Origin of the sequence: Corallococcus terminator (assembly GCF_003611635.1) — a bacterium.
Classification (GTDB): domain Bacteria; phylum Myxococcota; class Myxococcia; order Myxococcales; family Myxococcaceae; genus Corallococcus; species Corallococcus terminator.
On sequence record NZ_RAVZ01000031.1, the window covers coordinates 1 to 24,760 of the forward strand.

General features: G+C 68.7%; 19 protein-coding genes. 11 read left to right on the forward strand and 8 right to left on the reverse strand.

What is annotated here, in order from left to right:
- The 5 genes from folE to D7V88_RS07170 form a co-directional block, all read left to right on the forward strand.
- Positions 1 to 574 (forward strand): GTP cyclohydrolase I (folE, locus tag D7V88_RS07150; protein WP_244238036.1); only part of this gene is annotated, 574 nt, incomplete at its 5' end.
- Positions 571 to 1,998: an FAD-binding oxidoreductase gene (locus D7V88_RS07155; RefSeq protein ID WP_120539853.1), complete on the forward strand. Its 1,428-nt coding sequence runs from the start codon at positions 571 to 573 to the stop codon at positions 1,996 to 1,998. The genes folE and D7V88_RS07155, both read left to right, overlap by 4 nt.
- A gap of 230 nt (positions 1,999 to 2,228) precedes the next feature.
- Positions 2,229 to 2,969 carry a sigma-70 family RNA polymerase sigma factor gene (locus D7V88_RS07160; RefSeq protein WP_120539854.1) on the forward strand — a complete coding sequence of 247 codons (741 nt, stop codon included), beginning with the start codon at positions 2,229 to 2,231 and terminating at the stop codon, positions 2,967 to 2,969.
- A 198-nt stretch (positions 2,970 to 3,167) separates the two neighbouring features.
- The gene (locus tag D7V88_RS07165) at positions 3,168 to 3,878 is read left to right on the forward strand and encodes a tetratricopeptide repeat protein (RefSeq protein WP_341870658.1); all 711 of its coding nucleotides are present in this window, start codon (positions 3,168 to 3,170) and stop codon (positions 3,876 to 3,878) included.
- Complete coding sequence (locus D7V88_RS07170) at positions 3,875 to 5,743, forward strand: AMP-dependent synthetase/ligase (protein ID WP_120539856.1); 1,869 nt, start codon at positions 3,875 to 3,877, stop codon at positions 5,741 to 5,743. Before D7V88_RS07165 ends, D7V88_RS07170 begins: the two co-directional genes overlap by 4 nt.
- 176 nt (positions 5,744 to 5,919) lie before the next feature.
- Here D7V88_RS07170 and D7V88_RS07175 read toward each other — a convergent pair whose 3' ends face one another.
- Both D7V88_RS07175 and D7V88_RS07180 read right to left on the reverse strand, forming a co-directional pair.
- The gene (locus D7V88_RS07175) at positions 5,920 to 6,156 is read right to left on the reverse strand and encodes a twin-arginine translocase TatA/TatE family subunit (protein ID WP_120539857.1); all 237 of its coding nucleotides are present in this window, start codon (positions 6,154 to 6,156) and stop codon (positions 5,920 to 5,922) included.
- A 79-nt stretch (positions 6,157 to 6,235) separates the two neighbouring features.
- Positions 6,236 to 7,243: a sensor histidine kinase gene (locus D7V88_RS07180; protein ID WP_120539858.1), complete on the reverse strand. Its 1,008-nt coding sequence runs from the start codon at positions 7,241 to 7,243 to the stop codon at positions 6,236 to 6,238.
- A 207-nt stretch (positions 7,244 to 7,450) separates the two neighbouring features.
- Between D7V88_RS07180 and D7V88_RS07185 the strand changes: the two genes are divergently transcribed.
- The 3 genes from D7V88_RS07185 (at position 7,451) to D7V88_RS07195 (ending at position 9,533) form a co-directional block, all read left to right on the forward strand.
- Entirely contained in the window at positions 7,451 to 7,825 is a 375-nt protein-coding gene (locus D7V88_RS07185) for a response regulator (protein ID WP_120539859.1), read from the forward strand.
- Positions 7,826 to 7,919: 94 nt separating this feature from the next.
- Positions 7,920 to 8,249, forward strand: coding sequence for an SCP2 sterol-binding domain-containing protein (locus tag D7V88_RS07190; RefSeq protein WP_120539860.1), 330 nt, complete (start codon positions 7,920 to 7,922; stop codon positions 8,247 to 8,249).
- A 105-nt stretch (positions 8,250 to 8,354) separates the two neighbouring features.
- Positions 8,355 to 9,533, forward strand: a complete 1,179-nt coding sequence (locus tag D7V88_RS07195; RefSeq protein WP_120539861.1) for a CaiB/BaiF CoA transferase family protein — start codon at positions 8,355 to 8,357, stop codon at positions 9,531 to 9,533.
- An 81-nt stretch (positions 9,534 to 9,614) separates the two neighbouring features.
- On the opposite strand, the gene D7V88_RS07200 is transcribed toward D7V88_RS07195, so the two are convergent.
- From D7V88_RS07200 to D7V88_RS07215, 4 genes are read right to left on the reverse strand one after another with little or no spacing between them, the layout of a single operon-like run.
- Positions 9,615 to 10,730: a hypothetical protein gene (locus D7V88_RS07200; protein ID WP_120539862.1), complete on the reverse strand. Its 1,116-nt coding sequence runs from the start codon at positions 10,728 to 10,730 to the stop codon at positions 9,615 to 9,617.
- Positions 10,731 to 10,782: 52 nt separating this feature from the next.
- Positions 10,783 to 11,358 (reverse strand): MarR family winged helix-turn-helix transcriptional regulator, encoded by a 576-nt coding sequence (locus tag D7V88_RS07205; RefSeq protein WP_120539863.1) that lies wholly within the window; start codon positions 11,356 to 11,358, stop codon positions 10,783 to 10,785.
- On the reverse strand, positions 11,358 to 14,513 hold the full coding sequence (locus D7V88_RS07210; protein ID WP_120539864.1) for an efflux RND transporter permease subunit: 3,156 nt from the start codon (positions 14,511 to 14,513) through the stop codon (positions 11,358 to 11,360). The genes D7V88_RS07205 and D7V88_RS07210 overlap by 1 nt, the downstream gene beginning before the upstream one ends.
- 51 nt (positions 14,514 to 14,564) lie before the next feature.
- Positions 14,565 to 15,665, reverse strand: a complete 1,101-nt coding sequence (locus tag D7V88_RS07215; protein ID WP_120539865.1) for an efflux RND transporter periplasmic adaptor subunit — start codon at positions 15,663 to 15,665, stop codon at positions 14,565 to 14,567.
- A gap of 336 nt (positions 15,666 to 16,001) precedes the next feature.
- Here D7V88_RS07215 and D7V88_RS07220 point away from each other — a divergent pair, with 336 nt between their 5' ends.
- Positions 16,002 to 17,141: an acyl-CoA dehydrogenase family protein gene (locus D7V88_RS07220; protein WP_120539866.1), complete on the forward strand. Its 1,140-nt coding sequence runs from the start codon at positions 16,002 to 16,004 to the stop codon at positions 17,139 to 17,141.
- 3 nt (positions 17,142 to 17,144) lie between these two features.
- Here the strand turns inward: D7V88_RS07220 and D7V88_RS07225 are convergent, their stop codons facing one another.
- Both D7V88_RS07225 and D7V88_RS07230 read right to left on the reverse strand, forming a co-directional pair.
- Entirely contained in the window at positions 17,145 to 17,432 is a 288-nt protein-coding gene (locus D7V88_RS07225) for a hypothetical protein (protein ID WP_120539867.1), read from the reverse strand.
- A 63-nt stretch (positions 17,433 to 17,495) separates the two neighbouring features.
- Positions 17,496 to 17,903: a hypothetical protein gene (locus tag D7V88_RS07230; RefSeq protein ID WP_120539868.1), complete on the reverse strand. Its 408-nt coding sequence runs from the start codon at positions 17,901 to 17,903 to the stop codon at positions 17,496 to 17,498.
- An 80-nt stretch (positions 17,904 to 17,983) separates the two neighbouring features.
- Between D7V88_RS07230 and D7V88_RS07235 the strand changes: the two genes are divergently transcribed.
- Positions 17,984 to 18,637 (forward strand): SAM-dependent methyltransferase, encoded by a 654-nt coding sequence (locus D7V88_RS07235; RefSeq protein ID WP_120539869.1) that lies wholly within the window; start codon positions 17,984 to 17,986, stop codon positions 18,635 to 18,637.
- Between the two features lie 48 nt (positions 18,638 to 18,685).
- Entirely contained in the window at positions 18,686 to 24,724 is a 6,039-nt protein-coding gene (locus D7V88_RS07240) for an alpha-2-macroglobulin family protein (protein WP_120539870.1), read from the forward strand.
- The last annotated feature ends 36 nt before the right edge of the window (positions 24,725 to 24,760 follow it).

Sequence of the window (24,760 nt, forward strand, 5' to 3'; positions counted from 1 at the left end):
GCCGGATCCCGCCGCCATGGCCCGGGCGGTGCGCGACTTCCTCACCGCCGCAGGCCTCCCCCTCCAGGACGAAAACCTGGTGGACACCCCGACGCGCGTGGCCGACGTGTGGACGCACGGCTTCCTCGACGGCTACGCCCGCACGCCGGAGGAGGTGCTCGGAAAGACCTATCCCGCCCCCGCGAACTCGTCCGGGGAACTGGTCGTCGTCTCGGACCTGCACTTCCACTCCATGTGCCCGCACCACCTGTTGCCCTTCACCGGCCGCGCCCACGTGGCCTACGTGCCCGGTGCGCGCGTGGTGGGCTTCGGCCGGCTGGCGGCGCTGGTGGACTGCTTCGCGCACCGGCTCATCCTCCAGGAGGACCTGGCCCGGCAGGTGGCCCATGCCCTCGCCCGGGTGCTCGGCAGCCCCGCCACCGCCTGCATCCTGGAGGCGGAGCAGGCGTGTCTGCGGTTGAGGGCGGATCACCAGCGCGACGCCGTCACACACTCCGAAGCCTACGAGGGCCAACTGCGCCGCGACGGTCCCCTGCGCCGCGAACTGTGGGCCCGCCTGGGGGCCCGGCGATGAACCCGGCGGGCCAGACCTTCGAACGGGTGGCACCCGAGCGGGTGGCGAAGGTCCTGGAGGCCCTGTCGGACGTGCTGGCGCAAGGGCAGGTGCGGCGCGACGAGGCCTCGCTTGATGCCTACGCGCGCGACGAGTCCGACAGCGGCGTCTACCCGCCCGACGTCGTCCTCCTGCCGGAGAACACCGCCCAGGTGTCCGCCATCTTCAAGGCGTGTCAGGCCCACGGCGTGCCCTTCACCCCGTGCGGCGCGCGCAGCGGCAAAAGCGGTGGGTCGCTGCCCCTGCGAGGCGGCGTGGTGGTGAGCCTGGAGCGCATGAACCGCATCCGCTCCATCTCTTCAGAAGACCTCACCGCGGTGGTGGAGCCCGGCGTCATCACGGGCGACCTGATGAAGGCCGTGGAAGCGCAGGGGCTCTTCTATCCCCCCGACCCGAACTCCTGGGAGTTCTGCACCCTGGGCGGCACCGTGGCGGAGAACGCTGGTGGCCCCCGCGCCCTCAAGTACGGCGTCACGCGCGACTACGTCATCGGCCTGGAGTGGGTGATGCCGGACGGCGAGGTGCTGCGCGTGGGCCGGCGCACCATCAAGGGCGTGGCCGGCTATGACCTCGTGGGGCTCTTCGTGGGCTCCGAGGGCACGCTCGGCGTCGCCACCGAAATCACCGTGCAGCTCATCCCCCTGCCGCGCCAGGTGATGACCGCGCTGGTGGTGTTCCCCTCCGTGCTGCACGCGGCCCGGGGCGTCTCCGCCGTGCTCGCCGCCGGCATCCTGCCCCGGTGCCTGGAGCTCATCGACGAGGTCGCCGTCCAGGCCATCGTCCACCGGGGCAGCTTCCAGTTCCCCCCGGACGCGGGCGCCGCCCTCATCGCGGAGGTGGACGGCAATTCCTCCGAAGGGGTGTTCGCGGAGCTCACCCAGCTTGGGGGCATTTGTGAATCACACGGGGCCACCCAGACCCTGGTGGCCCAGGACGAAGCCCAGCGCGAGAAGCTGTGGGCCGCGCGGCGGGTGATTTCCCCCGCGTTGCGCGCGCTCAAGGCCGCGAAGATTTCGGAGGACATCGTGGTCCCCCGCTCGAAAATTCCCGAGATCATCGAGCGGCTCAAGAAGATGGGCGAGGAGCTGGGGCTCACCGTGGCCACGTATGGCCATGCGGGCGACGGCAACCTGCACGCCAACATCCTCTACGACGGCCCCGCCCAGCGCCCCCTCGTTGAAGAGGCCCTGCGGCGCATGCTGGAGCTCACTGTCGCACTCGGCGGCACCATCACCGGCGAGCACGGGGTGGGGCACGCCAAGCGGGAATACCTGGCCCTGGAGCAGGCCCCCGCGCTCCTGGACCTCCAGCGGCGCCTGAAGGCCTTTTTTGATCCATCAGGCCTGCTCAACCCGGAGAAAATGTTCCCCGTTCCCAAGCGTTGATGAATCCGTGGCCGGAAACGTAGGTGCTGCCCACCCGTCGGACTTCTCACCTTTCAAGGCATGAGAGGGCGCCCGTGTGACGGGCTTTTGACATGGGTAAGCGGGCGAAATGCCCTTCTCCATCGGAATGAGAAACCCTTTCCGACGTTGCGCGTCCTAGAGACAGATGGACGCGGTTCGTCGGGGGATTCATCGCGTCCGGCAGTAACGAAACGGAAGGACGGGAAATCATGGCCAACTCGACGAAGTTCGCAGCAGAGGGCCTCTCGCATTACCTGCGTCACCTGGGCGGGCACCACCAGTTGACGCGTGAGCAGGAGTACGAACTCGCGCGTCAGGCCCGCAAGGGAGATGAGAGCGCCCGGCAGACGCTCGCCAGCTCCAACCTCGCTTTCGTGGTCGCGGTCGCGAAGAAGTTCGCCAATCGCGGGGCCCGCCTGGATGACCTCATCCAGGAAGGCAACGTGGGCCTGATGAAGGCCATCGAGCACTTCGATCCGAAGAAGAACGTGCGCTTCGCCACCTATGCCGTGTGGTGGATCCGCGCCTACATCACCCGCTACCTCAAGGACAACCGCAGCCAGGTGCGCGGCGGCGAGGCGGAGCGGGGCAGCATGGTGGACTTCTCGCTGGACGCCACCATCGACGAGGAGGGCGAAACCACCTTCCTCGACCGGCTGGAGGACGGCGGGCCCTCGCCCCAGGAGTCGTTCCTGACGCGCGAGCAGGACTCCGAAGTGCAGGAGGCCCTGGCCAAGGTGCGCAAGCGCATTGGCGACCTGGGGTGGGACATCCTCCAGGAGCGGCTCACGCAGGACAAGCCGCTGACGCTGGAGGAACTGGGCCAGCGCTGGGGCGTGTCGCGCGAGCGCGTGCGCCAGGTGGAGCTGAAGACGAAGAACTTCCTGGAGCGCTACCTCCTCGCCTTCAACGAGAACGAGGAGCACACCGCCACGGCCGACGCGGCCTGAAGCGGTCCCAGAACCCCGCCGTCCCACCCGGGAGGGCAGGGGTTTTGTTCAGAAAAGACGGGGTCTGGCGGGTTGTTCAAACCTTGCCCGGCCCCGTCTTCTTTTTTGCCGCGTTGCGTCTGGCGCGTTCGGTTGCTGGTGGGCAAGCGTGCGTGTTAAGGCGTTAGGATGCGCTTGAAATTGCTAGCCCTTTGGGTCTTGGCGGCCCTTCCAGCCCAGGCGGCGGAACCCGCGCTGCTCACCCAACTCGACGCGTTGTTCGACAAACGCAACGACGCGGAATCGGTGAAGGCGCTGGAGACGGGGCTGAGGGATGCATTGAAGGCCGCGCCCGAGGATTTCGACCTCGTGTGGCGCAAGGCCCGCATCCTCCAATGGCAGGCGGACGGCGCCACCTCCGAAAAGCTCAAGAAGGTCCTGGGCAAGCAGACGTGGGAAGAGGGCGACAAGGCCGCGAAGCTCCAGCCGTCGCGCGTGGAGGGGCACTACTACGCCGCATGTGGCATCGGGTCCTACTCGCAGGCCGTGGGCATCATGAAGGCGCTGGGGGACGGGCTGGAGGGCAAGTTCAACGAGCGCCTGGACACCGCGCTGAAGCTGGACCCGGGGTACGACTTCGGGGGGCCCTGGCTGGTGAAGGGTCGCTACTTCTATGAATTGCCGTGGCCGAAGCGCGACCTGAAGAAGTCGGTGTCGTACTACGAGAAGGCCATCGCCAAGTATCCGCAGTCGCTGCGCGCCTACTACTACCTGGCCGAGACGTTGTTGAAGGACGGCAAGGCGAAGGAAGCAAGCGCGGCCATCGAGAAGGTCAAGCAGGGAAGCACCGCGTACAGCCTCGCCGAGGCGCAACGGGTGCAGCAGTGGGCCAAGAAGGTGGATGCAGACATCCAGGAGGAGCTCAAGTGAGGGCAGAGAGTCAGGTCACGACGGCTCCCGCAGCGGGTGGGACGCAGGAGCAGAACCTCGTCCAGTTGCTCGTTCAGCGGGCCCAGAACGCCTCCAAGGTGGGCGTTACGCACAAGAAGGACGGACGCTGGCAGGACGTCACGTTCGCCCAGGTGCTGGAAGACGTGAAGGGGCTGGCCTCCGGGCTCATCGCCCAGGGCATCCAGCCCGGAGACCGGGTGGCCATCTTCGCCAACACCAGTCTCCAGTGGATCGTCGCCGACCTGGCCATCAGCGCGGCCCAGGGCATCACGGTGCCCATCTACAACTCCAACACGCCGGATGAATGTCGCTACATCCTGAATCACTCGGAGACGAAGATGCTTCTCGTCGACTCCGACGAGAAGGATGCCAAGCAGGCGGGCCGCCTGTCGCGCGTGCGCTCCAAGCTGCATGAGATCCCCTCCCTCAAGAAGATCATCGTCTTCGAGGGTCCGGTCAGCGGCGACATGGAGGTTTCGCTCGCGGACGTGATGGCGTCCGGCAAGAGCGGCCCCCAGGCCACCGAGGAGTCCTTCGCGCAGCGCATCGCCGCGGTGAAGTCGGATGACACGAACCTGCTCATCTACACCTCCGGCACCACGGGCGACCCCAAGGGCGTCATCCTGACCCACGGCAACTGGGCCTATGAAGCGAAGGCCACCCAGGCCATGGGCATGATGAAGCCCGAGGACTCGGTGATGCTCTTCCTGCCCCTGGCGCACGTGTTCGCCCAGGTGGTGAAGGCCGCGTGGCTGTCCATGGGCTTCCGCCTCATCATCGCGGAGTCGGTGGACAAGCTCCTGGCGAACCTGGCGGAGACGCGCCCCACGGTGCTCCCGTCGGTGCCGCGCGTGTTCGAGAAGGTCTACAACAACGTCGTCGCCAACGGCTCCGCGGCGCCCGGCGTGAAGGGCAAGCTCTTCAACTGGGCCTTCGGCCTGTTCGACGAGTACGCCGAGGCCAAGGCGCAGGGCCGCGAATACAACACGCTGATGTTCGGCCTGGCGAAGAAGCTGGTCTTCTCCAAGGTGCGCAAGACGCTGGATGAGAAGCTGGGCGGCAACATGCGCATCTTCATCTCCGGCGGCGCGCCGCTGTCGCGGAAGATCGCCTACTTCTTCGACCTGCTCGAGCTCAAGGTGCTGGAGGGCTACGGCCTGACGGAGACGAGCGCCCCCTGCAACGCCAACCGCGTGGAGAAGATCAAGATCGGCACCGTGGGCCCGCCGGTGCCGGGCACGGAGATCAAGATCGCCGCGGACGGTGAGATTCTCGTGCGTGGCCCTTGCGTGATGAAGGGCTACTACAAGAACCCGGAGGCCACCGCGGAGGTGCTGGAGCCGGATGGCTGGTTCCACACCGGCGACATCGGCGAGGTGGACTCGGACAACTACCTGCGCATCACCGACCGCAAGAAGGACATCATCGTCACCGCGGGCGGCAAGAACGTGGCGCCCCAGAACATCGAGAACACGCTCAAGACGTTCCCGCTCATCAGCCAGGCCATGGTGTACGGCGACAAGCGTCCGTTCCTCGTCGCGCTCATCACCGTGTCGGAAGACCCGGCGCGCAAGCTCCTGGAGGACAAGGGCATCGCGGTGGGCAGCTACGCGCAGAACTCCCAGCGGCCGGAGATCAAGACGGCCGTCGAGGAGATCATCAAGAAGGTGAACGCGGAGATTCCGCCGTACTCCAGCATCAAGAAGATCGCGGTGATGGACGCGGACTTCACGCAGGAGTCCGGTGAGCTCACGCCCACCCTCAAGGTGAAGCGCAAGGTCGCCAGCCAGAAGTACAAGACGGCCATCGACGCCATGTACGACGGCGCGAAGGTGATGGACTGAAGTTCCCCGCCGGGGCTCCCTGGCGTCCCGTGAGGGGCGCGGGGGGCCTTCGCGGTGGGTAGGTGCGACACCGAAAGCCCGACGCCCGTCCGAAGCCGCTTCACGCGGTCCCCGGTACGGGCGTCAAGGGTGTGACGGCGCTGGAGGACGGACCCTCAGGGCCCGCCCGGACGGCTTCAGGCGTGGTGGCTGGGAGACTTGGCCGCCACGTCCTTGTCCACGCCAGAGGCGGCGGACAGGGTGCCCGGCGTCTTCTTCTCTTCGACGTCTTCCTTCTCGTCGGTGGAGAAGCCGCGCTTGAAGTTGCGGAGCGCACTGCCCAGGGACGAGCCGAGCTGCGGCAGCCGCGAGCCGCCGAACAGCAGCAGCAGCGCCGCGAAAATCAAAAGAATCTCAGGAAGCTTCAAACCCATGGCTTCGCTCCTCGCACCAATGCGCGCTGGAGCATAGCGGTGGGAGGTGGGTCGCGCTAGCAACTCCCACCCGGGCTGCTCACGCCTGCCAGCCCGCTGGATGCGCGAGTTCACGGACCAACGACACCGGCAGCGTGAGGAAGAGGGTGCTGCCGCCCGCGTCCGTCTGGGCACCGACCTGGCCGCCGTGCGCCTCCACCTCCTGCCGGGCCAGGAAGATGCGCAGCGGATCCTCCAGCTTGCGCTCGCGGAACGCGCGCTCCTCGCACTGGAAGACGGCGGCGATGTCCTCTTCCGGAACGGGCGCGCCATCGCGGCGCACCTCCACCCGCACCTGGGGTCCCAGGCTGACGGCCCGGACGTGAAGCTCCTCGCCGGGCTGCGCGCGCACCAGATGGTGGTGCACGAAGGCCTCCACCGCGTGCTGGATGCGGCCCGCGTCCACCTCCACGTCGGGCAGGTCCGGCAGCGGATCCATCACCAGCGCCACGCTGGCGGCGGAGGACGCGGCCCGCATGCGCTCCACCGCCGCGTCCAGGATGGGGAGCAGCGGCTGGCGCTCACGCTCACAGGCCAGCGCGCCCAGCTCCGCGCGGCTCGAATCGAAGAAGTCCTGGGCGAAGGACAGCGAGCGGTCCGCGTTGCGCAGGATGGTCTCCAGGCCACGCTGCGCCTTGGGCTCCAGCGGAACGCGCCCGTTGAGCAGCAGCGCCGCGTACGAGCGGATGTTGGCCAGGGACCCGCGCAGGTCGTGCGACGCGAGTGACAGGTAGCGCACGCGCTCCGCCACCCGCTCGGAGCTCCAGGGCACCGGCCGCGTCCACACCAGCCGACCGCCGTCCTCCAGCGCTTCCTCGCCCGCCAACAGCGCGCGGCCTTCACGCTCCCACACGCCCCGGACGCCTTCGCGCGGGTGGAAGCCCGCGGCCGTCAGCAGGCCGTCCAGGCCGTCCGCGGCCACGAGCGGCGGCAGCGCCTCCAGACCCAGGTGTTCAAGCAGCAGGGGGCCAAGCAGGCGCGGTGTCCCCTGACGCGACAGGAGCACGAGGCCGGGTGCTGGCTCGTGGCCTGCCTCTGTTTCCCCCATCCATGTCACGCGGACCTCCCCCTGCCCTTATTCGGGTCTCCGGAAGGGTGCGCAGTGACTGTCGGTTTTGCAACGGGCTCCCGCTACGAGAGGGGGCGCCTTAATTTCTTGCGCCAGACGGTCCTCGGATGGTGGAAGCTAGATTCCGGAAGCGGCATCGAGGAGACACCTCTGACCTCGCTCAACGCACAGCAGACTGGTTCGCCCGTGGTTCTCGTCGTGGATGATGATCCCGACATCCTGGAGGCCCTTTCGGAGATCCTCGAAGCCGAGGGCTTCGAAATCCGCCGCGCCCGAAACGGAAAGGAAGCCCTGGAGCGTCTGGAGCCGGACCCGCCGCAGCTCATCCTGTTGGACCTGATGATGCCGGTGATGGACGGGTGGGAGTTCGCCCAGCGCATGCGCCAGAAGCCGTCCGTCGCGTCGATTCCGCTCATCGTCCTGAGCGCGGATCGCAACGTCGGCAGCAAGGCCAAGGACATTGGCGCGGTGGGGCACCTGGCCAAGCCGTTTGAACTCAACGACCTGCTCGCCATGGTCCGCCACTCGCTCAACCCGGTGGTGGAAACGACGCAGGCCTGACACGGATGTCTCCCGTGCTTGACCCGACGGGGGAGCCGCCGTTACGGTCCGCGCGGTATTGATTCACCAATCAACGCTGAAAAAGGAGCGAGCCATGGCGACCGCGAAGGACATCATCGAGACCGACATTCCCGCCGTCCTGAAGGAGAAGCCGGAGCTGGCGAAGGACATCAACGCCGTGATCAACTTCGACATCGGAGGTGACGGCGGTGGCAAGTGGACGCTGGACGCCACCAAGTCCGAGGGCTGGGTGACCGAAGGTCTCCACGACGCGCCGAAGATGGTCGTCACCGTCAGCAACGACGACTTCGTGAAGATCCGCGAGAAGAAGCTGAACGCGCAGATGGCCGCGATGCAGGGCAAGCTCAAGTTCAAGCCGATGGACATGGGCCTCGCGATGAAGCTCGCGAAGCTGCTCGGCTGATCACGAAGCCGGCACGCTTTTCCCGTGTCGAGTCGGCGGCGCGTTTCCTTCCAGGGGAACGCGCCGTCTTCCGTTTCAACCTCCTCCTCCTGGAGTACCCCCCTCATGTCTCCGACGTCATCGCCCCTCGCGGGCCTGCGCGTGTTGGACTTGTCGCGCCTGCTGCCCGGCCCCTACGCGACGCTGGTGCTGGCGGACCTGGGGGCCACCGTCGACAAGGTGGAGGATCCGGACGTGGGGGATGCCACCCGCCACATGCCGCCCCACCGCGACGGCGAGGGCGCGCTCTTCTACGGGCTGCACCGCAACAAGCGTTCGCTGGCGCTCAACCTCAAGACGCCGGAGGGGCGGGACGCGCTCCTGCGCCTCGTGGCCCACTACGACGTGCTGGTGGAGAGCTTCCGGCCCGGCGTCATGGACAAGCTGGGCGTGGGCGAAGCGGTGCTGCGCGCGAAGAACCCGCGCCTCATCTACTGCGCCATCTCCGGCTACGGCCAGACGGGCCCGGACCGGCTCAAGGCGGGGCATGATCTCAACTACGCGGCCCGGGCGGGCCTGCTGGGGTACGGCGGCGAACCGGACGGCGCCCCCGCGTTCCCGGGCGTGCAGGTGGCGGACATTGGAGGCGGCAGCCTGTTCGCGCTGGTGGGCATCCTCGCCGCGCTGCACGAACGGGAGCGCACGGGCGTGGGCCGCTTCGTGGACGTGTCCATGACGGACGGCGCGCTGGCGTTCCTGCACCTGCACCTGGCCGCGCGCCTGTTCACCGGCGCGCAAGGAACGCCGCTCACGCGAGGCCGCGAGGCGCTCAACGGCGGCTACCCCAGCTATGGGCTGTATCGCACCGCGGACAACCGCTGGCTCGCGGTGGGCGCGCTGGAGCCCAAGTTCTTCGGCGCGCTCGCGGCGAAGCTGGGCCGTCCGGAGCTGCTGGACGATGCGTATGTGCCGGGCGAACCCGGTGAGCGCGTGAAGGCGGAGCTGAAGCGCATCTTCGAAAGCCAGCCCCTGGCCCACTGGCGCGAGCTGCTGGCCGGCGCGGACCTCTGCGTGGAGCCGGTGGCGGAGGGCGATGAGGTGCTGTCCGACGCCCAGTTGCGTGCCCGTGGCCTCTTCGTGGAGACGGAGGATGCGCAGCGAGGCATCCGGGTGACGCACCTGCTTACGCCGCTGCGCATGGGGGAAGTCCCGCTGCGTCCACCGCCCGCGCTGGGCCAGCACTCCCGCGCCATCCTCGAAGCGGCGGGCTTCACGGCCGAGGAGATCTCGCGTCTGGGGGTGTGAAGGGGTGCCGGCGGTGGCTTGCGAAGGATGCCACCTGCGAGGGAAGGGGCGGCATCCGGAGGGCGCCTTGACGGCCCCTGCTCACTTCGCGCCGGAGGGCGGCGACCACAGGTCCCAGCCGCGCGCCGCGTGACACGCGTCTCCCACCAGGTCGAGGGCGAGCTGGGGCTCCTTCAGGGCCAGCGTCGCGGTGTCGCGAAAGGCGCCCGTGGCCTCCAGCCGCAGGGTGGCGCTCTCCAGCGCGGCGCGGGCCTCCGCCACCGAGCGGGCCTGCGCGGGCGTGGGCTTCCAGCCCGTCTCGTTCCGGTAGCGCCCCAGCGCCTCCAGCCAGTGTCCGTAGAACTTCACCATCTGCACCAGCACCGGGATGCGGTACGCGGGCGCGGCGACGAGCGCGGCCTCGTACTGCCTGGCCTCGGAGCCGAGCCGGTACACGAGCACGTCCACCTGCGCGTCCAGCCGCGCGCCCCACGCCTTGCGCACCGAGGGGAAGCGGGCCCAGCCCATGACGGCCTGGAAGAAGTGGAGCCCGCCACACGGGTGCGCGTAGATGCCCTGCTTGTTCTTGGGCACCTCCGCGCGGCCGGCCTTCATTCCGTCCGCCAGCGCTGAGTGGGCGGACTCCAGCGTGCCCAGCGCGGCGTCCATCACCGCGTCGATGCGCATCGTCTCCCCCGCGTCGTTCTGGAACGAGCCTCCAGGCTTGAGCACGTGCGACAGCGCATCCAGCGCCCACGCTCCGTCAGGCGAGGTGGCGAGCGCGGGACGGAAGTCATGCTGGAGCGACGCCACCAGATCGCGCAGCGACACCGGTCCCCACGACGCGGGAAAGGTGTGTGACAGCGGGTAGCCGGAGAGCAGGAACGTCTTCACCTGGAGCGCCGGGTGCGGCTCCACGGGCGTGCCATCCGGAGCGAACGCGTCGAAGACGTAGCGCGCCGGAGCCCCCGCGTCGGTGGACTCGCGGCGCAGGAATCCCGCGACGATGGCGTCCGAGGCAGGCCGCCCGTCGCGGGCGCGGAAGGCCCTGCCGTCCAGGTCCATGCCGTGCGCCAGCGCCCAGGGGTTCTTCGGATCCGCGGCGTGCGTGCGGCACTGCGCGTGGAGCACCGAGGCCGCGGAGACGGGCGTCGAAACCGGGGAGGGCGGGGAAGCACTCAGGATGAACCCGAGCAGGGCCACGGAAGAGGGGGGCATGGACGCGGGCCAGTGTCGCAGCCCGCGCCCCTCCGCGCACCTTCCAGCCGTTTCAGCGCGCCGGGGAGGCGCTCTTCAGGCGTGCGAGCATCCGCTCGATGATGCCGAACAACGACTCCCGGTCCGCGGGCTCCAGCAGGCCCATCAGCCGACGCACTCCGGAGTCGGTCATCAGGTTGATGATCTTGTAGAGCTCACAGCCCTTGTCGGTGAGCTTCGCGGTGACGGCGCGGCGGTCTTCCGCGTCCCGTCCACGCTCCACCATCCCCATGTCCTCCAGCCGGTCCACCACCCCGGTGATGGTCTTCTTGGTGATGCCGATGCGCTGCGCGAGCACGCCCACCTGGGTGGGGCCGTCCATCCCCAACCAGCCCAGCGCGTGCACCTGGGTGGGGGTGAGCCGCATGTCGTCACAGAGGCTGGCCAGCGGATCCCTCAAGGAGCGGAAGTTGGCCAGTTCCTTGAGGAGTGCCATGAAGCGGCGGGAGTCCGGCGTGGACTGGTCGCCTTCCTGGATCAGACGGTCCGCCGGCGACAGCTCGTCGGCGGGCTCGTCCGCGGCCTCCTCCAGCCCCCCGGAGCGCGCGTCGGCGTCCGGGGGCGGGGTGATGGAGGTGGGGCGGCGCATCAGGCCGTCTCCACCCGAGCGGCCGCCGCGGCTGCCGCCTCCCGCTCGCGGTCCTGGTTGCCGGGAGCGCCGTGCGCCGGGCCCGCGCCACCCGCGAAGCCCGCGTCCTTGTCCTTCTTGCGGCTGAAGCGGGCGGAGAGCTGATCCATCAGCGAGTACACCACCGGCACCACGCCCAACGTCAGGAACGTGGAGGTGATGAGGCCGCCGATGATGGTGATGGCCATGGGCGCGCGCGTCTCCGCGCCGTCGCCCTTCGCGATCGCCACCGGAATCATGCCGGCGATCATCGCGATGGTCGTCATGAGGATGGGACGCAGACGGATGGGCGCGGCCTCCAGCAGGGCTTCGTGCGCCGTGCGGCCCTTCTCACGCACCTGGAGCGTGAAGTCGACCAGGAGGATGCCGTTCTTCACCACCAGACCCATGAGCATGATGACGCCGATGAGGGCGAACATGGACATGGACTGGCCGGTGATCAGCAGACCGCCAATCGCTCCGATGAAGGCGAAGGGCAGCGACAGCATGATGGTGAAGGGGTGGATGAGGCTTTCGAACTGCGCCGCGAGGATCATGTAGATGAGGATGATGCCCAAGAGCAGCGCGGTGCCGAAGGCGGCCACCGACTTGCCCAGCTCCTTCGCGTTGCCTTCCAGCTCGCCCCTGACGCTCTTGGGCAGCTCCTTGGTGGAGTAGGCCTGCAGGTAGGTGATGGCGTCGGAGAGCGCGTAGCCGGTCGCCAGGTTCGCCAGCATGGTGATCTGCCGCTGCTGGGCCTGCCGGTCGATCTGCACCGGGCCGTCCGCGGGGGTGATCTTCGCCACGTTGCGCAACTCCACCAACTGCCCCGTGGGCGAGCGCACGGCGAGTTGGCCGAGCGCGTCCGCGGACGCCAGCGTCTCCGGCGTGAGGCGCAGCTTCACCTCGTACGTCTCACCGCCCTCGCGGTAGTCCAGCACCTTGTCGCGGCCCAGGTAGGCGCGCAGCGTGGCGCCCAGGGACGCGGCCGGGATGCCCAGCGTGGCCGCGCGGTCGCGGTCCACCTGCACGTCGTACTGCGGCTTGCCGGAGCGGTACGTCATGTCCACGTCGGTGAGGCCCGGGTTCTTCAGCATCTCCTGGCGCATCTTCTCCGCGGACTCCGTCAGCTCCTTCCAGTTGTCGCCGCGCAGGTTGTACTGCACCGCCTGCGAACGGGCGCCGCCGCCGGCCACGCCGGAGATGTCCTGCACGGACAGGATGACGCCCTTGGGCGCGTGCATGTTCTGGCGCAGGTACGTCTTCAGGTCGCTCTGCTTGAAGCTGCGGTCCTTCACGGCCGACAGGTTGATGAGCACCTCGCCCTTGTGGACCTCTTCCTGCACGCCGCCGCCCGCGGTGGTGAACGTGGAGGTGACGCCGGGGATGGCGCGCACCTGCGCCTCCAGCGTGTCCAACTGGGCCTGGGTCTCCTGGATGGTGGACCCGATGGGCAGCTCCACCGTGAGCTTGATGTTGCCGTTGTCCTGCTCCGGGATGAACGTGAACTTGAGGAACCGCATCATTCCGAAGGTGGCGAAGAGCACCAGCACGGCGGCGATCATCGTCAGCGCGCGGTGCTTGAGGATGGCGCCCAGGATGCGGCGGTAGCCGTTCTCCATGCCCACGAGCACCTTCTCCACCGCCGCGGAGACGCCCGTCGGGTGGCCGTGCTCGCGCAGCAGCTTGGAGGACAGCATGGGCGTGAGCGTCATCGACACCACGTAGGAGATGAGCGTCGCCACCGCCACCGTGACACCGAACTGGTAGAAGAACTTGCCGATCATGCCGTCCATGAAGGCCACCGGGATGAACACCGCCACGATGGCCAGCGTCACCGCGAGCACCGCGAGGGCAATCTGTCCGGCGCCCTCCAGCGCGGCCTGCATGGGCGAGGCGCCCTCTTCCATGTGACGCACGATGTTCTCGATGACCACGATGGCGTCGTCGATGAGCAGACCGATGGACAGGGTCAGCGCCAGCATCGTGATCATGTTGAAGGTGAAGCCCAGCGCCGCCATCACCGCGAACGTACCGATGACGGACACCGGCAGCGCGACGGCCGCCACGATGGTGGAGCGCAGGTTGCGCAGGAACACGAGCACGATGAGCACGGCCAGCACGCCGCCCAGGATGAGGTCCTCCTGCACCGCGTGGATGGATGAACGGATGAACCGCGCGTTGTCCGTCACGGTCTCCACCTGCACGCCCGCGGGCAGCAGCTTGTTCATGTCGTCCAGCGACTCCTTCACCAGGTCCGCCACCTGCACGGTGTTGGAGCCGGACTGCTTGCGCACCACGAGCGCCACGGCGTTGCGATCCCCGCTCTTGGCGCTGGAGCGCTGCTCCGCGGGGCCGTCCACCACCTCCGCAATGTCGCGCACGCGCACGGGCGAGCCGCCCATGCTGGAGATGACGATCTCCCGGATGTCGTCCACGCTCTTGGCTTCGGAGGTCAGGCGCACGATGCGCTCGCGGCCGCTGTCCGTGCTGCGGCCACCCGGGACGTCCAGGCTCTGCGCCTTGAGCGCCTGGCTGACGTCGCTGATGGCCAGGCCGAAGCCGCGCAGCCGCTGCGGGTCCACCACCAACTGGATCTCCCGCTCACGGCCACCGACGATGTCGATGCTGCCCACGCCCGGCTGACGCTGCAGGGCGGGCTTCACGATGTCGTCCGCGACGCGCGTCAGCTCGTCCACGGGAAGGGGACCCGCCAGCGCGAGGGTGATGATGGGGGCCGCGCCGATGTCGAACTTCTCGACGACCGGCGTCTCCACCTCGTCCGGCAGCTTGCTGAGCGTCGCCTGCACGCGGTCGCGCACGTCCTGGGCGGCGACCTCCACCTTGGTGGACAGCTTGAACTGCACGACGATCTGCGAAACGCTCTCCAGGTTGACGGAGCGCAGCGTGTCCACGCCGTTGAGCGTGTTGAGCGCCTCCTCCAGCGGGTCGGAGACGTTCTTCTCCATGGACTCCGGGTCGGCGCCCGGGAGGATCGTCGTCACCGTGACGACGGGGAAGTCCACGTCAGGGAACTGGTCCACGCCGATGCGCGGATAGGCGAACAAGCCGAACACCACCACCGCCAGCATCAGCATGGCGGTGAAGATGGGCCGTGTAATGAAGGTCTTGAGCATTCTTCAGGTACCCGAAGGAAAGGGGAGGGAAGGAAGGGACCGGCGTTCGCGCTACTGCGCGACGCGCACCGCGGTCCCCTCCTTGACGTCCAGCGAGGCGTCGGCGAGCACGCGCTCCTCCGCCGTGAGGCCCTGCAACACCTTCACGTAGCCCGGCAGCACGCGCTGCACGCGCACGTCGCGCTTGCGCACGGTGCCGTCCTGCACCACCCACACGAAGCCGTCCTGGCCCTTGGCGCTGACCGCCTGCGAGGGCAGGAACAGGCCGTTGCCGGAGTCACCCGCGGCCTTGGAGAAGTCCATCTCCACGAGCGCGCCCGGGCGCAGCGGGCGCTCCGTCTTGCCCGTCACGTCCGCCAGCACCTCCACGGTGCGGCTCTGCGCGTCGATGACGGCGCCCACGTTGGCGACCTTCGCCTCGAAGCGCATGCCGCTGGGGTTCACGACGCCCGGCGTCACGGTGCCCGGCATCACGTTGTCGATGACCGACTCCGGCACGAGCATCCGGATCTCCAGCCCGTCGGCGTCCACGATGGAGAACACCGGGGTGGAGGGCGTCATCGCCACGGAGTCGCCCACGTTCTTCGTGCGCGAGGTGATGATGCCGTCAAACGGCGCGGTGATGTTGTGGTCGCGCAGGTTCTCCTCCGCCAGCCGCAGCGCCGCGCCCGCCTGGGCCGCCTGGGCCGCCGCCTGCTTCTGGCCGATCTCCGCCTGCTCCAGCGCGTTGGCCGCGACGCCGCCGGACTCGGCGACCTTGCGCGTGCGCTCCAGCGTGCTGGTGGCAAGCTGCAGCGACGCGTCCGCCATGTCCTTGGCCGCGCGCGTCTGGTCCACCGCGATGCGCACGTTGGACGTGTCCAGCACCGCCAGCACGTCGCCCTTCTTCACCTTGTCGCCCACCCGCACGTTCACCTTCATGAGCGTGCCGGTGGCGGACGGACCCAGCGTCGCCTCCTGCTTGGAGCGCACCTGGCCGGTGACGCGCGTCACGTTCGCCGCCAGCTCCGTGGCCGGAGTAATCGCCTTGACGCCCAACGCGTTCGCGCCTTCCTGCGGCGTCGGAAGCTGCGCCTTCTCCGCCCCCGCCTTCGAGCACCCTGCCGTCGACACCGCAACGGCCACCACGGCGGCCAAGATTCGCTGATTCACGCGTCCGAACTCCTGCCGGTTGTCCGGCGGATCACCCGCCCGGATACCTGCTCCGGCTGATATTCTTTGGGGGCTAGAAATTACCGATGCTCGATTATCTGTCAAGAGGATACTCCGTAATGCGGACTATCCACCCTCAAGGGGACCCTGGGGGCCGCCTGCCTGCCCGGAGGCTTGCGCTCCGGGGGCGTCGCATCGCGTCAGCATGATTTGACGCGATGCAGGAGGGAAGGGACGGCGTGCGTTGCTTGTGGCTGACACGCGGCGCCTGTTATTGACTCGCGAGTCAATCCACGCCGGAAACACCCCCCCCGAGTCACTTTCCGAGGACCAGCGATGCTCAATCCGTTCACCGAGGATCACGAGGCGTTTCGCAAGACGGTGCGCGCCTTCGTGGAGAAGGAGATGGCGCCGTACGGACTGGAGTGGGATCGCGCGGGAATCTTCCCCCGCGAGCTCTTCAAGAAGTGCGGCGACCTGGGCTTCCTGGGCATCAACCACGACCCCAAGTTCGGCGGCAGCGGCCTGGACTACTGGTACGTGACGGCGTTCGCGGAGGAGCTGAGCCGCAGCCGCAACGCGGGCGTGAACATGGCGCTCCTGGTGCAGAGCCAGATGGCCACGCCCATCATCAACGAGATTGGAACCGACGAGCAGAAGCGCGAGTTCCTGGAGCCCGCGCTCAAGGGCGAGCGCATCGCCGCGCTGGGCGTGAGCGAGCCGGGCTGCGGCTCGGACGTGGCGAGCATCAAGACGACGGCCCGGCGCGACGGTGACGACTACGTCATCAACGGCTCCAAGATGTGGATCACCAACGGCACGCGCGCGGACTTCATCACGCTGGCGGTGCGCACGGGTGAGCAGGGCTACGGCGGCATCTCGCTGGTGACGTTCCCCACGGATGTGAAGGGGTTCAGCGTCTCCAAGAAGCTGGACAAGATTGGCAACCTGTCCTCGGACACGGCCATCCTCTACTTCGAGGACTGCCGCATCCCGGCCCGCTACGTGCTGGGCGAGGAGAACCAGGGCTTCTACCACGTGATGACGAACTTCCAGGGCGAGCGCCTGGTGGGGGCCATCACCACGGTGGGCGGCATGGACCGGATGCTGGAGGACGCCATCCAGTACGGCGGCGAGCGCGAGGCGTTCGGCCGGCCGCTGATCAAATTCCAGGTGTGGCGCCACAAGTTCGTGGAGCACCTGGCGGCGGTGGAGGCGGCGCGGCGGCTCACCTACCACGCGGTGGACCTCTTCGACCGGGGGGAGAACCCGGTGAAGGAAGTCTCCATGGCGAAGCTGTTCGCGGGCGACCTCGCGCAGCGCGTGGCCTACGACTGCCAGCAGTTCTTCGGCGGCATGGGCTACATTGAGGAGACGCCCATCGCGCGGATGTGGCGGGACGTGCGGCTCATCACCATCGGCGGTGGCACCTCCGAGGTGATGAAGGAGATCATCTCCAAGCTGTACGGCTTCTAGCCGCTACTTCTTGCGGAAGAGGGACTCCGCGGCGCTGAGCAGCGCGTCGCGTGAGTCCTTTTGGTGCAGGCCGCCTTCGCCCAACTGGAACAGTTCGCAGAAGTTGGCCCCGTCCTTGTCGCGGGGCACCTCCGCGAAGGGCTCCTTGCAGGCCTTGGCCACGGACAGGTCGAAGTGCCGGCAGTTGCGGCACGAGCGCAGGTCCTCGTCACAGCCCGGGCAGGTGTCGTTGCGGCCCACCTGATTGGCGATGATGTCGAGCGAGCGTCCGCAGTGCGCGCAACCGGGCATGGCAAGGTCCTCCCCGTGAATGGCCGGGGCGGCATCCTGCCAGAATCCGGGAACCCGGGGCCTTCAGCGCTGGACGCTGGGCGTGAACGCCGGGGTGGGGTGCGAGGAGGCTTCCTGGGGCCGGCGCAGCTCACCGGTGGCGTCCAGGAGCTGGTCGTCCAGCCGCTTGAGCAGGAAGAGCACGTAGGCGGACAGGGCGGACAGGACAGCGGCCATGATGCCCAGCAGCATGCCCCGCTGCCAGCGGTGGGCCTTCTCCATCACGCCCCGGCGCTCCTTGAACGTCTTGAGCTGGGCGTCCACGGACGTCCCGTCCAGCTTCTGGGCGAAGTCGGTGGCCTGGGCGTTGCTCCGGGCCATCAGCCACCGTCCTTCCGCCTGGAGGGTTTCGGCGCGCGTGTAGCAGAACGCCGCTCCGCCCGCGAAGAGCAGGGAGATGGTCAAGGCCGCTGTCACGCTCCGGGTGCCCATGCCCTCAACCCTCCGGAAAAACCGTTGGCGCGGACGATGAACAGGCCGCGACTGCTCCGGCTTTCCGAAGACAGTAGCGGATGCTAGGGACGGGGTCCGACATGGGCAAGTCCTACCGTCCTAAAGACCACTATTTCCAGAAAGCCAAGCAAGAGGGCCTGCGCGCGCGGTCGGCCTTCAAGGTCGACGAAATCCTCAAGCGCTTTCCCACCTCCGTGAAGAAGGGCGCGGCGGTGCTGGACCTGGGGGCGGCGCCGGGCGGCTTCCTCCAGATTCTCGTGGACGCCGTGGGCGTCTCCGGGCGCGTCATTGGCGTGGACATCGTCGCCATCCGGCCGTTCTCCCAGAAGCAGGTGACGACGGCGGTGCTGGACGTGCTGGCGGATGACTTCGACGCGAAGCTGGCCGCGCTGTACGACGGGCCGTACGACGCGGTGATCTCCGACATGGCGCCCAAGACGTCCGGCATCAAGGGCACGGACGAGGCGCGCAGCCTCCGGCTCGCGGGCAAGGCGCTGGAGGTGGCGGCGGCGCGCGGCCGGGCCGGGGGTACGTTCGTGGCCAAGGTCTTCATGGGCGGCGACTTCGAGGACTTCCGCGACGAGGTGCGTCGTCTGTACGAAGAGGTGAAGGTGGTGCGGCCGGAGGCCACGCGCGGCGCCAGCATGGAGGTCTACGTGGTGGGGCTGCGGCGCCGGGCTCCGGCGACCCCCGCGGCCCCCGTCGCTTCCTGACGCGAAGAGGGAACGCCTGCGGGGTGGGCGGCGTCTAGAGTGCCGCCCATGTTTGAACCATCGCGCCCGCGTGCGCTCGCCGTCGTGCTGTGCCTGCTGTCGTTCGCGCTCCTGCACCCCTCGTCCGCGCAGGCCCAGGCGAAGGCGCCCCCGACGTGGAAGGCCATCGACAAGCTCGTCGAGGACGACAAGGTGGAGTCCGCGGCGCAGGGGGCCGAAGCCCGGCTCGTCGCCGCGAAGGCGAAGAAGGACGCGGACGAGTGGACGCGCGCGCTCGTGCGCACCGTGCAGCTCCGCACGCGGCTGCACGGCTACGAGACGACGGTGCGCTTCCTGCGCGAGCAGCCCTGGCCGGACGACGCGCGGTCGCGGGCCACGCTGAACCTCTTCTACTCGGCGGTGCTCACGCACTACCTGGACGCGTACGGCTACGAAATCGGCCAGCGCGAACAGGTGGCGTCCACGGGCCCGGTGGACCTGAAGGCGTGGACGAAGGACCAGTTGGTGACGGAGGCGCAGCGCGCGCAGGCCGCCGTCTGGGCGCTGCGTCAGGACCTGGGCACCGAGCCGGTGAAGGCGCTGTCGGAGTACATCGAGCCCAACTCGTACCCGGACGGCATCCGCTCCACGCTGCGCGACGCGGTGACGTACCTGTGGGTGGAGCTGCTGGAGCGCACGGACCTGTGGCGCCCGGAGCAGGAGCAGCAGGTGTACCGGTTGGACCTGGGCGCGCTCCTGGCGGGCACGCCGAAGGTGGACCTGGTGGATCCGGCGGTGCATCCGCTGATGAAGGTGGCGGCGCTCCTGGGGGACCTGGAGGCGTGGCACCTGGCAGCGGGCCGGCGAGAGGCGGCGCTGGAGGCGCGGCTGCGGCGCTATGACGTCCTGTCCACGTCCTTCAACGACGCCGCGGACCGACTGCGCGTGCAGGAACACCTGAGCGCGCACCTGAAGGAATTCCGGGACGTGCCGTGGTGGTCGGTGGGGCAGCTCCAGCTCGCGGAGCTGGAGGATCAGGCGGGACGAAAGGTGTCGGCGCACGCCGCGGCGAAGGCCGGGGCGGAGGCGTGGCCGAAGTCGTTCGGGGGGCTTCGCTGTGGGGTGAAGGTGAAGTCCCTGGAGGCTCCGGACCTGTCCGCCTCCGTGATGCAGGTGGATGGCGCGGGCAAGCGCTCCATCGAGGTGCGCCACCGCAACGTGGCCGCAGTGTACTTCCGGGCGTTCGCGCTGGATGTGGAAGCGAAGATCGTGAAGCCCGGGCAGGACCTGTCGCTCATCGCGTCGGGCGAAGAGGTGCGCAAGATGATCCACACGCGCAAGCCCGAGGCGGTGTGGAACACGGTGCTGCCGAAGACGCCGGACTTCCAGACGCACCGGACGTTCGTGACGCCGCCGCCGCTCAAGCCCGGCGTGTACGCGCTGGTCATGTCCGTGCGCGAGGACTTCCGGGAGAAGGACAACCAGCTCATCTCGCTGCCAATGAACGTGTCGCCGTGGGCCGTGGTGGTCCGCCGCGTCGGTTCGGGACGAGCGGAGGTGCGCGTGGTGGACGGCGCGACGGGGGCGGGTGCTCCGAACGTGGAGGTGCGGATCGTCACGCCGGACTACCAGAAGCAGCGCTTTGGCGTCGTCAGCCGCCGCACGGATGAGCGCGGGGACCTCGTCATCGAAGCGACGGCCCGGGACGAGAACACGGACGGGATGCTGGTGCTGGGGCGCGGCAAGGGCGTGATGGTGTATCCGGGCGCGGTGTTCGTGTACGCGGAGCGGCCTCCGTACACGGCGCCGCAGACGCTGATCTACACCGACCGCGCCGTGTACCGGCCGCAGCAGAAGTTGCTGTGGAAGGTGGTGACCTATCTGGCGAACGAGGGAACGAAGCGCCATCAGGTGATGCCCGACGCGCCGGTGACGGTGTCGCTCTCCGACCCCAACGGGCAGGTGGTGGAGACCCGCGAGGTGCGCACCAACACGTTCGGTTCGGTGGCGGGGGAGTTCACGGTGCCCATGGGCAGGCCGCTGGGGCGGTGGCTCGTGCGGACGAGTCCCACGGGCTACGCCGCCGTGCGCGTGGAGGAGTACAAGCGGCCCACCTTCGAGGTGACGCTGAAGGACGCACCGGATTCGCTCCGCCTCAACCGGCCCGCCACGTTCAAGGGCGAGGCGCGCTACTTCTTCGGCCTGCCGGTGACGAGCGGCGCGGTGAAGTGGCGCGTGTCGCGGGAGCCCGTGCTGCCGCCCTGGTGGTTCTGGGAGCGCATCCCCACGACGCCGCAACTGGTGGCGTCCGGCTCCGCGTCGGTGGGGGAGGACGGTGGTTTCTCCGTGGCCTTCACCCCGGAGGCGGATGAGCGGCTGGCGAAGACGCCGGGCGTGTCATGGCGCTACCGCGTGGAGGCGGACCTGACGGACGAGGGCGGCGAGACGCGCTCCGCGAGCCGGGCCTTCCGGCTGGGCTTCGTGTCGGTGGAGGGCCGCGTGGAGTCCGACCAGGGCTTCGTCCGGGAAGACCTTCCGTCGGCCGTGCGCCTCGTGCGCTCGAACCTGGATGGGGCTCCGCAGGCCGGCGCGGGTCGCTGGCGGCTGGTGGCCCTGAAGCATCCCGCCAGCCCACTGATGCCTTCGGAGGAGCCGGTCGTCGCGCCGCGTCCGCTGGAGGCCTCCGCGCAGGAACGTCGCGAGTCGACGCCCACGCCCGGGGATGCCCTCAATCCGCGCTGGGAGCAGCGGTTCGACCTGGCGTCGACGCTGCGTCACTGGGAGGACGGCGCGGAGGTGGCCCAGGCCGCGGTGACGCACGGCGCGGATGGTGTGGCGGCCGTGAAGCTGCCGGCGCTGCGCGCGGGCGCGTATCGCCTTCGTTACGAGACGACGGACGCCTTTGGCCAGAAGGCCCTCGCGCAGCACGACTTCGTGGTCGCTGGCGCGCGGGCACCCAAGGGGCTGCCGGCCGTGCTGATGGCGGAGCAGTCGTCGGTGCGGGTGGGCGACGTGGCGCGGCTGGTGGTGGCCTCCGGGTACGAGGGCCAGCCCCTGTCGATGGACGTGTACCAGGGCTCCCGGCGCATCGAGCACCGCCTGCTGACCGCGGGGCAGGGCCGCGCGGTGGTGGAGATTCCGGTGACGGAGGCCCTGCGCGGGGGCTTCACGGTGACGCTGTCGCTGGTGCGCGACTGGCAGCACCTGGGCTTCCAGCAGACGGTGGCCGTCCCCTTCGACGACAAGGAGCTGAGCGTGGAGTTCGCCACGTTCCGCGACACGCTGCGACCCGGTGCGAAGGAGACCTTCCGTGTGACGGTGAAGGGGCCCAAGGGCGCGAAGCTGGAGGCGGGGGCGGCGGAGGTGCTCGCGTACATGTACGATCAGTCGTTGGATCTCTTCGGACCGCATACGCCGCCCCAGGTGGCGCAGCTCTATCCGCAGAAGTCGACGTCGGTCGACACCCGCTCGTCCGTGGACAGCAACGCAGGGGACTGGCTCTTCGGCGATCTCGATCAGAGCCGAACCCTGAGCGATCCATCGGCGGACCGGTTGAAGTTCGACAGCGGCTACGGACTGGGCGGTCCGGGCTACGGGCGGCGCTATCGGGGCTCGCTGCCCATGGCCGTGTCACCCAGGGAGGCGGACATGTCCGAAGAGGAGCGGTCTTCTCCTGGTGCGCCTCCTCCTCCGCCCCCTCCGGCCCCGTCCATGGCGCCGAAGCCGGAGGCGAAGCTCCAGATGAAGCGGTACTCCGTCATCGAGATCAACAACGCGCCGGAAGCGCCGCCGCCGCCGCTGCGCTCGAACTTCGCGGAGACGGCGTTCTGGATTCCGCAGCTCCTCACCGGACCGGACGGCGCGGCGGTGCTGGAGTTCTCCGTGCCGGATTCCGTGACGGCGTGGAGCGTCTGGGTGCACGCGCTCACCCGCGACCTGAAGGGCGGCTCGGCGCAGCGCACCACCCGCAGCGTGAAGGAGCTGATGGTGCGTCCCTACCTGCCGCGCTTCCTGCGCGAGGGGGACCGCGCGGAGCTGGAGGTCGTGGTGAACAACGCGGGGGCCAACACGCAGCAGGGCCAGCTCACGTTCGACATCGTGGATCCGGACACGCAGAAGAGCCTGCTCGCGGACTTCGGTCTGAAGACGTCCACGCAGTCCTTCACGGTGGCGGCGGGGAAGGGGACGCACCTGCGCTTCCCCATCACCACGCCCGCGCGCGTGGGCCCGGTGGCCTTCCGTGTCGTCGCGAAGTCGGGCGCCTTCAGCGACGGCGAGCTGCGTCCGCTGCCGGTGCTGCCGGGGCGCATGCACCTGGCCCAGTCGCGCTTCGTGACGTTGCGCAACCAGGACCGCAAGACGCTGACGTTCGACGACCTGAAGCGCTCGGATGACCCCACGCGGGTGAACGAGCAACTGGTCGTCACGGTGGACGCGCAGCTCTTCTACTCGGTGCTCCAGGCGCTGCCGTACCTGGTGGACTACCCCTACGAGTGTACGGAGCAGACGCTCAACCGCTTCGTGTCCTCCGGCATCGTCTCCAGCCTCTACGCGAAGCATCCGGCGGTGGCGAAGATTGCGAAGGAGATGAGCCAGCGGTCCACGCGCTTCGAGACCTGGGACTCGGTGGATCCGAACCGGAAGATGACGCTGGAGGAGTCGCCCTGGCTCGCGGAGGCGAAGGGCGGAAGCGAGTCCGAGGACAAGCTGCTGCGGGTGCTGGATCCGAAGGTGGCGCAGGCGGAGCGCCAGTCGGCGATGGAGAAGCTGCGCAAGGCGCAGACGGCGTCCGGTGGCTTCCCGTGGTGGCCGGGCGGCCCGCCGTCGCCGTACATGACGGTCTACATCCTCCACGGCCTGTCGCGCGCGATGGAGCACGGGGTGGAAGTGCCCCCGCAGATGACCTCGCGGGCCTGGGCGTATCTGGCCACGCAGTTCCGCGAGGACTACGCGAACAAGCTGATGAAGAAGGACACAGGTTGGGAGTTCCTCACGTTCCTCAACTTCGTGGCGTCCTCGTATCCCGACGCGCGCTACACGGGCGAGGCGCTCACGCCCGCCGAGCGGCAGCGCATGCTCGACTTCTCCTTCAAGCACTGGAAGCAGCACGCGCCGTTCCTCAAGGGCTACCTGGCGCTCACGCTGCACCGTGCGAAGCGGACGCCGGATGCGCTGAAGGTCTGGGACAGCGTGATGGATTCGGCGAAGACGACGGAGGAGCTGGGGACGTACTGGGCGCCCGAGGACCGCAGTTGGCTCTGGTACAACGACACCACGGAGACGCACGCGTTCGCGCTGCGCACGCTGTCGGAGTTGCGCCCCAAGGACTCGCGCCGCGAGGGCCTGGTGCAGTGGCTGCTCCTGGACAAGAAGCTGGGCCACTGGAAGTCCACGCGCGCCACGGCGGAGGCGCTCTACGCGCTGGTGAACTACCTGGAGGCGGAAGGGGCGCTGGGCATCCGCGAGGAGCTGAAGGTGACGGTGGGGCCCAAGGTCGTGCCCATGGTCTTCTCGCCGGACGTGTACACGGGGAAGAAGAACCAGGTGGTGCTCACCGGGCCGGAGGTGAAGGCCGACACGGCGACCACGGTGGTGGAGAAGACGACGCCGGGCTTCGCCTTCGCCTCCGCGACGTGGCACTTCTCCACGGAAGAGTTGCCGAAGGAGGAGCGCGGGGACTTCTTCCACGTGTCGCGCCACTACTTCGTGCGCGTGCGCGAAGGCAACCAGACGCTGCTGCGTCCGCTGGCGGAGGGCGCGAAGCTCCAGCCCGGTGACGAGGTGGAGGTGCAACTGTCGCTGCGCACGAAGCACGCGGCCGAGTACGTGCACCTGCGAGACCCACGCGCCGCGGGCCTGGAGCCGGAGAATGCCGTCTCCCGTCATAAGTGGGACCTGGGCATCGTCTGGTACGAGGAGGTGCGCGACTCGGGGACGAACTTCTTCTTCGAAGCGCTGCCGGTGGGCGAGTACACGTTCAAGTACCGGCTGCGCGCCAACCTCGCGGGCACCTTCCGCGTGGGGCCGGCGACGGTGCAGTCCATGTACGCGCCGGAGTTCACCGCGTACTCCACGGGCGCGGTGCTCACCGTGGGCAAGGCCCCGTAGTCCGCGAGTGGGGCAGGGGCCGGCGTTCCTTCGGGG

Excerpts from the sequence above, each read along its gene's own strand:
- D7V88_RS07180 (WP_120539858.1), bottom strand. The coding sequence starts at position 7,243 with ATGGGGGAAACAGAGGCAGGCCACGAGCCAGCACCCGGCCTCGTGCTC.
- D7V88_RS07175 (WP_120539857.1), bottom strand. The coding sequence starts at position 6,156 with ATGGGTTTGAAGCTTCCTGAGATTCTTTTGATTTTCGCGGCGCTGCTG.
- D7V88_RS07190 (WP_120539860.1), top strand. The coding sequence starts at position 7,920 with ATGGCGACCGCGAAGGACATCATCGAGACCGACATTCCCGCCGTCCTG.
- D7V88_RS07210 (WP_120539864.1), bottom strand. The coding sequence starts at position 14,513 with ATGCTCAAGACCTTCATTACACGGCCCATCTTCACCGCCATGCTGATG.
- D7V88_RS07205 (WP_120539863.1), bottom strand. The coding sequence starts at position 11,358 with ATGCGCCGCCCCACCTCCATCACCCCGCCCCCGGACGCCGACGCGCGC.
- D7V88_RS07240 (WP_120539870.1), top strand. The coding sequence starts at position 18,686 with ATGTTTGAACCATCGCGCCCGCGTGCGCTCGCCGTCGTGCTGTGCCTG.
- D7V88_RS07200 (WP_120539862.1), bottom strand. The coding sequence starts at position 10,730 with ATGCCCCCCTCTTCCGTGGCCCTGCTCGGGTTCATCCTGAGTGCTTCC.
- D7V88_RS07195 (WP_120539861.1), top strand. The coding sequence starts at position 8,355 with ATGTCTCCGACGTCATCGCCCCTCGCGGGCCTGCGCGTGTTGGACTTG.
- D7V88_RS07220 (WP_120539866.1), top strand. The coding sequence starts at position 16,002 with ATGCTCAATCCGTTCACCGAGGATCACGAGGCGTTTCGCAAGACGGTG.
- D7V88_RS07160 (WP_120539854.1), top strand. The coding sequence starts at position 2,229 with ATGGCCAACTCGACGAAGTTCGCAGCAGAGGGCCTCTCGCATTACCTG.
- D7V88_RS07225 (WP_120539867.1), bottom strand. The coding sequence starts at position 17,432 with ATGCCCGGTTGCGCGCACTGCGGACGCTCGCTCGACATCATCGCCAAT.
- D7V88_RS07235 (WP_120539869.1), top strand. The coding sequence starts at position 17,984 with ATGCTAGGGACGGGGTCCGACATGGGCAAGTCCTACCGTCCTAAAGAC.
- D7V88_RS07230 (WP_120539868.1), bottom strand. The coding sequence starts at position 17,903 with ATGGGCACCCGGAGCGTGACAGCGGCCTTGACCATCTCCCTGCTCTTC.
- D7V88_RS07155 (WP_120539853.1), top strand. The coding sequence starts at position 571 with ATGAACCCGGCGGGCCAGACCTTCGAACGGGTGGCACCCGAGCGGGTG.